Annotated in this window: 10 protein-coding genes; 3 read left to right on the forward strand and 7 right to left on the reverse strand. The window is 76.7% G+C overall.

The genetic code is table 11. From position 1 onward, the window contains the following. Nucleotides 1-136 precede the first annotated feature (136 nt). The 5 genes from OU787_RS34450 to OU787_RS34470 form a co-directional block, all read right to left on the reverse strand. Nucleotides 137-1,321: an ATP-binding SpoIIE family protein phosphatase gene (locus OU787_RS34450; RefSeq protein WP_268661756.1), complete on the reverse strand. Its 1,185-nt coding sequence runs from the start codon at nt 1,319-1,321 to the stop codon at nt 137-139. After that, nucleotides 1,309-1,728 (reverse strand): anti-sigma regulatory factor, encoded by a 420-nt coding sequence (locus OU787_RS34455; RefSeq protein ID WP_030461989.1) that lies wholly within the window; start codon nt 1,726-1,728, stop codon nt 1,309-1,311. Before OU787_RS34455 ends, OU787_RS34450 begins: the two co-directional genes overlap by 13 nt. Continuing rightward, nucleotides 1,725-2,102, reverse strand: a complete 378-nt coding sequence (locus OU787_RS34460) for an STAS domain-containing protein (protein WP_030461988.1) — start codon at nt 2,100-2,102, stop codon at nt 1,725-1,727. The genes OU787_RS34455 and OU787_RS34460 overlap by 4 nt, the downstream gene beginning before the upstream one ends. Further along, a complete protein-coding gene (locus OU787_RS34465) occupies nt 2,099-2,938 on the reverse strand; it encodes an STAS domain-containing protein (RefSeq protein WP_268661757.1) in 840 nt (279 codons plus the stop codon). Before OU787_RS34465 ends, OU787_RS34460 begins: the two co-directional genes overlap by 4 nt. 180 nt (nt 2,939-3,118) lie before the next feature. After that, nucleotides 3,119-3,598 carry a Dps family protein gene (locus OU787_RS34470; RefSeq protein WP_268661758.1) on the reverse strand — a complete coding sequence of 160 codons (480 nt, stop codon included), beginning with the start codon at nt 3,596-3,598 and terminating at the stop codon, nt 3,119-3,121. A 268-nt stretch (nt 3,599-3,866) separates the two neighbouring features. On the opposite strand from OU787_RS34470, the gene OU787_RS34475 reads away from it, so the two are divergent. Next, nucleotides 3,867-4,271 (forward strand): SsgA family sporulation/cell division regulator, encoded by a 405-nt coding sequence (locus OU787_RS34475; protein ID WP_268661759.1) that lies wholly within the window; start codon nt 3,867-3,869, stop codon nt 4,269-4,271. 53 nt (nt 4,272-4,324) lie between these two features. Here the strand turns inward: OU787_RS34475 and OU787_RS34480 are convergent, their stop codons facing one another. Continuing rightward, nucleotides 4,325-4,750 (reverse strand): ATP-binding protein, encoded by a 426-nt coding sequence (locus tag OU787_RS34480; protein ID WP_051817288.1) that lies wholly within the window; start codon nt 4,748-4,750, stop codon nt 4,325-4,327. 69 nt (nt 4,751-4,819) lie between these two features. After that, a complete protein-coding gene (locus OU787_RS34485; protein ID WP_081967103.1) occupies nt 4,820-5,221 on the reverse strand; it encodes an STAS domain-containing protein in 402 nt (133 codons plus the stop codon). Between the two features lie 288 nt (nt 5,222-5,509). On the opposite strand from OU787_RS34485, the gene OU787_RS34490 reads away from it, so the two are divergent. Then, on the forward strand, nt 5,510-7,135 hold the full coding sequence (locus OU787_RS34490) for a PP2C family protein-serine/threonine phosphatase (protein ID WP_268661760.1): 1,626 nt from the start codon (nt 5,510-5,512) through the stop codon (nt 7,133-7,135). Then, nucleotides 7,132-8,163: cobalamin B12-binding domain-containing protein (locus OU787_RS34495; RefSeq protein WP_268661761.1), on the forward strand; the 1,032-nt coding region annotated here is incomplete at its 3' end. The genes OU787_RS34490 and OU787_RS34495, both read left to right, overlap by 4 nt.

Here is an 8,163-nt window from a genome sequence, read left to right on the forward strand (position 1 = left end):
TGCGGCGCGAGGTGGTCCTCCGGCGCGGTGCGGTCGCCCCGTGCGGTGCCGTCGTCGGGCAAGGTGCGGTCGTCCGGCGCGGTGCGGTCGTCCCGTGCGGTGCCGTCGTCCGGTGCGGGGTGGTCGGTCGGTGCGTTCACCAGGAGCCCTTCGTGACCACCACGCCCGCGTCGTCCCGGCGGACCCCGGCCTCGCGCAGCAGCAGCGCCGCGGCGGTCACGGGCAGGTGGGAGAACAGGCCGGGGACGTCGGCGGCCTTCCAGCGGTCGGTCAGCCCGTCCGAGTGCAGCACCACCGCGCTGCCGGGCGGCAGGGCCTGCCGGACGGTGTGCGGGGCGGGCAACTGGTGGCCGACGATGCCGGGGGAGGAGGGCAGCGAGCGCCGCGTCCCGGTGACGGTGTCCACCACGAAGGCGCTGACGTTGCCGACCCCGCAGAACGCCAGCCGGGCCGCGGCGGGCTCGACCAGCGCGACGGCCACCGCACCGCCCCGCCCGCCGCGCAGCACCCGGTGCAGGTCGGCCAGTACCTGCTCGGGCTGCTGCGCGCAGCCGCGGTGGAAGGCCGCGACGGCGTCCGAGGCGGCCCGGGCGGCGAGCGGGCCGTGGCCCAGGCCGTCGCAGAACATCAGCAGGAACGCGCCGGCGCTCCCCGCCCGCCCCGGCCCGGGGTCGGCGTGCGGGCGCGGCGCCCGGTTGGTCAGCACCGACCAGTCCAGGCGCCCCGCCGCGGCCCCGACCGCCGGGGCGGGCGCCTCCACGGGTACCGGGGCGGCCCCGGCCGGCCCGAGGGCGCGCACCGCCCAGGCGTCGCCGCACAGCTCCTGGCCGCTCATCGGCCGGGTCAGGCCGGCGACGACCGGCTCGCCCGCGGCGGCGGCCCGCCCCGCCGGGGTGCGGTTCCAGAACCGGGCGGTCAGCACGGTGCCGCGGCCGGGCAGCGAGTGCAGGTCGAAGGCGTCGGCGAGGCGGGCCACCGCGCCCAGGCCGATGCCCAGGGTCGGGCCGGAGGAGTAGCCGTCGGCCAGCGCCGCGGGGACGTCCGCCATCCCCGGCCCGCTGTCGACGGTGAGGAACTCCAGGGCCGCCTCGGTGTCGGTGCGCACCACGCGCAGCACCATCGCCCCGTCCACGGCGTGCCGCAGCAGGTTGGTGGCCGCCTCGCTGACGGCGAGCGCCGCCTCGGCGGCCCGCTCGGGCAGCAGGCCGATCCGGTGGGCGAGCTGCCGGGCCGCGCTGCGGGCGGCCGCGGGCAGCGAGTCCGAGTGCCGGAACCACGCGGTGTCCTCGCACACGGCCAGGGCGGGGGTCACCGGGCCCACTTGGTCACCGACACCCTCGTCCCGGAACCGGGCTCGCTGTGCAGCTCGAACTCGTCCACCAGCCGGCGCGCCCCGCTCAGGCCCAGGCCCAGGCCGCCGCCGGACGTCCAGCCGTCGGTCAGCGCGAGGTCCAGGTCGGGGATGCCGGGGCCGCTGTCCTCGAACACGGCGTGCACGCCGACCCGGGTGCCGCTGCGCACGCCCGCGCAGCGCATCGAGCCCCCGCCGCCGTAGACCAGGGTGTTGCGGGCCAGTTCGCTGGCGGCGGTGACCAGTTTGGTCTGGTCCACCAGCGACAGCCCGCACTGCTGGGCGTACGTGCGGACGGTCTGCCGGGCCCGGACCACGTCGTCGTTGGAGCCGATCGGCACGGTCTGCTCGTCCTCCACCACCCGCGGCCCGGTCACGGGCGGGCCGTACGCGCGGTACGGTCGCGTTCCAGCAGCGCCAGGCCCTTCTCCAGGGTGAGCGCGGTGCGCACCCCGCCCAGCGAGAGGCCCAGCTCGACCAGGGTGATCGCCACCGCCGGGCGCATGCCGACGACCACCGTCTCGGCGTCCAGCATGCGCGAGATGGCGGCGGTGTTGGCCAGCATCCGGCCGACGAAGGAGTCGACGATCTCCAGCGCCGTGATGTCGATGACGACGCCGGTCGCGCCGGTGGCGACGATCCGCTCGGCCAGGTCGTCCTGGAGGTCCAGCACGATCTGGTCCTCCAGGTCGACCTGGATGGAGACCAGCAGCACCTGGCCGATCTTCAGGACGGGCACGCGGTCGCTCACCGGTCGCCGCCCGCCTGCACCGAGGCGCCGCTGCGCTGCAGGACGTGGCGCAGCGCGTCGGCCAGGGTGGCCTTGGTGACGATGTCGCCGAACTGCACGCCGAGCGCGACCAGGGTCTGCGCGATCTGCGGGCGGATGCCGGAGATGGTGCACTCCGCGCCCATCAGCCGGGCGGCGACCACGGTCTTCAGCAGGTGCTGGGCGACCTCGGTGTCCACCGCGGGCACCCCGGTGATGTCGATGATCGCGTGCTCCGACCCGGAGTCGACCAGGCTCTGCAGCAGCTTCTCCATCACCACCTGGGTGCGCGCCGAGTCCAGCGTGCCGACCAGCGGCACCGCGACCACGTTCTCCCACAACTTGACCACCGGCGTGGACAGTTCGAGCAGCTGCTCGGCCTGCGCACTGATGATCTCCTCCCGGGTGCGGGCGTACGCCTCGATGGTGAACAGGCCGAGCGCGTCCAGCAGCCGGGTCAGCTGCAGGTACGCCGTGATGTCCTCGGCGGTGCTGGCCGTGGTGGGTTCCAGCACGTCCTTGCAGGCGAAGACGCTGACCGCCGTCTCGGCGGGCGTGAAACCGTACCGGGCCCGGCTGCGGGAGAGCTCCACCAGCAGGGCGCGCACCTCCGAGTACGACTCGTCCTGCCAGTCCAGGCCGCCCTTGCCCAGGGCCTGGACCAGGGCCTGGTAGAGGTCCGTCAGCTCGCGCTCCAGCTCGGCCCGGCTGATCCGGCCGCCCAGCGACGCGGCCACGGCCGCCACCCACTGCTCCTGCACCGCATCGTCCCGGGTCAGCAGCTCCACGAGCCGTTCGGACGCATGCTCCAGCGCCATCAGGCGTTCTCCTCGCTCATCGGGCCCCGTGACCGGGGGACCTCGGCCGTCGCACGACGGCGCGCGGTGGACCCCGACCGGTCGGGGTCCACCGCGCGCCGTCTGCCCCGTCCGCCACGAGGTATGCAGCGGCGGACGGAATTGTTTTCCGCCGCCCCCGGAGGGGCCGGCGGGTCGGGGTCAGCCCCTGGTCTCGTGCTCGGCCCGGAACATCCAGGCGTGCTTCTCCAGCGCCGCGGTCACCGTGATCAGCAGGTCCTGGGTGACCGGATCGGCCTCGCCGGTCTTGGCGATCCGCTCGCGCATCCGGGCGACCACCGCCGAGAGGGCGCCCACCAACTGCTCCACGACCGCGGTGTCGGCCTGCCAGCCGGAGGGCGCCCCGGGCAGGCCACCGGCCGCGACGGTCGCGGCCCGCCCGTCCGGGCTGACGCCGATCGCGGCGGCCCGCTCCGCCACCTGGTCGGCGAAGTCGCGGGCGGTGGCCACCACCTCGTCGAGGTGCAGGTGGACCGAGCGGAACCGGGGGCCGTACAGGTTCCAGTGGGCCTGCTTGCCGGTCAGGGACAGGTCCACGAGATCGACCAGGGCGCCCTGCAGCGCCTCCCCGGCGGTGTCGCGGTCGGGTCCGTCCAGCGGGCTGCCGGTGGCGATGTCCATCGTCGTTCCTCTCCAGGTCGGGGACGGCCGGCGAACACCGGCCGCCGCTCGGCTGCCCGGTGCGGCGGAACGGAAACACCGCGGCCCGTCCGGATGACGGTTCCGCATTCCTGGTGTGGATCGCCCGGACCCGGGTAACCGCGCTGCGCCGCCCGGTGCCGGCCCCGGCCGACGCGCCACCGGCCCGCCCGCACGAGCACGAACGCACGAGCACGAACGCACGAGCACGAACGCACGAAGCCCGCACGAAAAGGAATGGGGACCCCGCATGCCCGTCGCCGTGTCCAGGCCGATCTCCGTCACCCTCCCGGAAGGCCCCTACCCCCACATCCGGCTGGTCGGCGAACTGCGCTACGACACCGCACTGCCCTACGGCGTGGGGCTGGCCTTCCCGCCCCGCGGCCCCGGCGAGGAGGACATCGTCTGGTGGTTCGGCCGGGACCTGCTCGCCGAGGGCCGCCGCGCCCCGAGCGGCGAGGGGGACGTCCGGGTCGCCCCCGGCCCGGACGGCCGGGTCCTGATCACCCTGGGGAACGGGACGGACCGGGCGGTGATCAGCGTCCCCGCCGACACGGTCACCCGGTTCCTCGCCGACGCCTTCGCCGAAGTGCCGCCCGGCGCCGAATCCGCCCACCTCGACCTCGACTTCGGCCTGGCCCGGCTGCTGGCCTGACCCGCCACCACCCGCGGGGGCGCCCCACCGCGCCCGCGCGCCCGTCCGGCGCGTCAGGCCGTCAGCGTGACGCGGATCCGCTTGCCGCCGCCCGGCAGGCGGTGGATCTCCCAGCCGGTGCTGAGCAGCTTGACCAGGGGCCAGCCCCGGCCGCCCAGCCGGGTCGGGTCCTGGAGGTTGGCGGCGTCGCCGCGCGGGTGGGCGTCGGCGGCGTCCTCCACCTCGATCGTCAGCACCCGGCCGCCCCCGCTCGTCCGGACGGCGAACCCGGTCACCCCGCCGGCGTGCCGGATCGCGTTGGTGACCAGCTCGGTGACGGCGAGCCAGGCGTCGCCGCGCAGGCGCTCACCCGTTCCGGGACACCGGGCGAGCGCCTCGGTGACGGCGGTCCGGGCCTCGGCCGCGGTGCGCACCGCGGGGCCCGGACGGGCGGTTGCCGGGGGGCGCCGCCAGGTCGGGTCGGCCTCGGCACGGAACATCGGTGACCTCGCATCGGACGGGACGGGAACGCTTCCTTCAGGTGTCCGGCTGCCCGGACACCGCGGAGATCACACCGGCGGAACCCGCGGCGAACGGGGGACGTCCGGCCCGGACGCGCCCCGCACCGCGGCGTCCGCGTCCGCCGCGAGGTGCAGGTGGTCCGCGGCGCAGGACAGGTCGAGCAGCCTGCGCACCGGCTCCCGCAGCGGCCCGGCCAGCACCAGCCGCCCGCCCGCCTCCGCCATCCGGCGGTGGGCGGTGAGCAGACCGTGCAGCACCGAGGAGTCGGCGAAGGTGACCTCGGCGAAGTCCACCACCAGCAGCCGCGGCGGACGCTCCAGCGCGGCCGTCAACCGCCGGACGAACTCCTGCGAGTCCTCCCAGTCGAGCTCGCCCCGGGCCCGCACCGTCCCGACGTCCAGCGGCTCCGCCCCGGCCGCCCCGTACGCCCCGTACGTGTGATCGGTCATACCGGGCATGCTAGTGGGCCCCCGCCCGGCGGCCGACACCCCTCCACCCGGCGGCTGCCACCGCTCCGCCCGGTGCCTGCCGCGGCCCCGCCCGGCGCCTGCCGCGGCTCCGTCCGGCCGGGGCCCGACGCGGCAGCCGATAGCATGGCGGTTCGGGTGCGGCCCGCCGGACTCGTCCGCAAGGGCGGGCGGGGCGCACCAAACCCGCCGACCGCGGCGGACCCCGTGGGGTCCCGGCCGGCCGACGGAAACCCAATTGCGAGGTGAGGGCCCGTCAGGGCCCGGACGATGGCATCTTCGACTTCCCCCGCCGCGACCGCCGACTGGGAGTCCCTCGCCGACTCCCCGTACCCGGTGGCGGTGCTCGGCCCCGACGGCGGACTGCTGCACGCCAGCGACAGCGCCCACCGCCTGCTGGCCGCCCCGGCGGGCACGGCGGGCACGGCCCCGCACTGGCTGCGCCGGGCCCACCTGGACCTGCCCGCCGACGGCACCCCGCCGCGGACCGTCCGGCACACCGACCCGGTCGCCGGCCGGATCGAGGCGCACCCCTCGCCCCGCCCGGACGGCAGCGCCGTGTGGTGGTTCGTCGTCCCGGAGGGCCTCCCGGGAGCGCTGCCGCGGACGGCCGACGGCGGCACCCACGACTGGGAGCTGCTGACCCGGCTGTCCGGCCTGCTGCTGTCCTCGCTGAACGTCGACCGGATCCTGGAGACGGCGGCCCGCCAGGCCGCGCTGCACCTCGCGGACGCCGCCGTGGTGGTCGCCCCCGGCTCCGGCCGGACGCTGCGCTTCGTGACCTGCCTGCGCGGCGGCGACCCGGCGCACGTCCAGGTGCGGGCCGACCCGGCCGAGGTCCCCGGGCTGGCCGAGGCGCTGCAGGGCTTCCCGCCGGTGCCCTCGCGGTGGATCGACCCGGACGCCACGCCCCGCTGGCTGGTGCCCGCCGGGTTCGGCCGGGTCGGCTCGGTGCTGGTCACCCCGCTGCCCGGGCACGGCGTCCCCGCCGGGGCGCTGGTGCTGCTGCGGGCGGCGGGCGGCGGCCCGTTCCCCGCCGACGAGGAGGTCTTCGCCCGGATGTTCGCCGCCCGGGCCGGCGCCGCCGCGTCCGCGGCCGTCCTGTACTCCGAACAGGCCGCCGTCACCGACCTGTTGATGCGCGAACTGCTCCCGCCCCGGCTCGAACACCTCAACGGGGTGGACTTCGCCGGCGGCTACCGGGCCTCGGTCGACCGCGACCGGATCGGCGGCGACTTCTACGACGTCCACCCCGCCGCCGACCCGGACGGCGAGACGCTCGCCCTGCTCGGCGACGTCAGCGGCAAGGGACTGGAGGCCGCCGTCATGACCGGCAAGGTGCGCAACACGCTGCACGCGCTGCTGCCGCTCGCCGACGACCACGGCCGGGTCCTGCACCTGCTCAACCGGGCGCTGCTGACCTCCCACCACACCCGTTTCGCCAGCCTGGTGCTGGCCTCGGTGCGCCGCGAGGACGACCGGGTCCGGGTCCGGCTGTCGGCCGCCGGACACCCCGCGCCGATGGTGGTCCGGACGGACGGCCGGGTGACCGAGTCCACCACCCTGGGCAGCATCGTCGGCGTCCTGCCGGAGGCCACCACCCGGACCGACACCGTGCTGCTCGACCCCGGCGAGGCGTGCGTCCTGTACAGCGACGGGATCACCGAGGCCAAGGGCGGGCCGACCGGCCGGGAGCAGTTCGGCGAGGACCGGCTGCGCCAGGCGCTCCGGCAGTGCGCGGGCCTGCCCGCGGAAGCGATCGTGGAACGGGTGCAGATGCTCACCGCGCAGTGGCTCCGGGAGGGCCGGCACGACGACATGGCGGTCATGGTCATCGCCGCGCCCCCGCGCGGCCACGTGGCCGTCACCGGCGGACCGCGGGGGCGCGCGGCATGAACGTCAACGCACCGACCGGCACCCTCACCCCCGCCGCGGACGCCCCGGCACCCGCCGCGGACGCCCCGCCGTCCCGGCCCGCCGCCGCGCCCGTCCGCCCCGGGGAACCGACCGGGGAACCGACCGGAGAACTGACCGAGGAGCTGTGGCAGGCCGTCATCGGCGGCGACCAGGCCGGGGCCGCCGCCCTCGCGGTGCGGGCCCTGGAGGACGGCCTGCACCCGGAGGCGCTGCTGCTCGACGTGATCGGGGCGCTCCAGGCCCGGGTCGGCCGGGAGTGGGCGGCCGACCGGATCACGGTGATCCAGGAACACGCCGCCACCGCCGTCAACGAGCGCGTGGTGGCCGTCGTCTCCGGCCACCCCGCGTTCGCCGCCGCCACCGGCCCGCAGCGCCCCGGCCGGATCGCGGTGGCCTGCGTCGACGGCGAGTGGCACGCCTTCCCCGCCCGGCTGCTGGCCGAGGTGCTGGCGCTGCGCGGCTGGCGGGTCGACTACCTGGGCGCCCAGTGCCCCACCCCCCACCTGATCGCGCACCTGCACCGCACCGCCCCCGACGTGCTGGCCCTGTCCGCCTCGCTGCCCACCCGGCTGCCCGCCGCGCACACCGCGATCACGGCCGCCCAGGCCGCCGGCGTGCCGGTCATCGCGGGAGGCGCGGCGTTCGGCCCCGACGGCCGGCACGCCCGGCTGCTCGGCGCCGACGCCTGGGCCCCCGACGCCCGCGCCGCGGCCGACCGCCTCGCCCGGGGACTGGCGCTGCCCGCCTCCCCGCACCAGCCCGTCGACGACCTCCCGCACCTCGCCGACCAGGAGTACACCCTGGTCGGCCGGAGCGCCCGCGAACTGGTCGCCGGCGTGATGGCCGCCCTGGAACGGGAGCACCCCGCCGTCCGCGCCTACACCCCGCTCCAGCGCGAGCACACCCTCGACGACCTGGCCCACGTCGTCGAGCACCTGGCCGTCGCCCTCTACACCGGCGACCCGGAGCTCTTCACCGCCTTCACCGGCTGGACCGGGCAGGTCCTG

This window comes from Kitasatospora sp. YST-16, from assembly GCF_026802215.1.
Lineage (GTDB): Bacteria > Actinomycetota > Actinomycetes > Streptomycetales > Streptomycetaceae > Kitasatospora > Kitasatospora cineracea.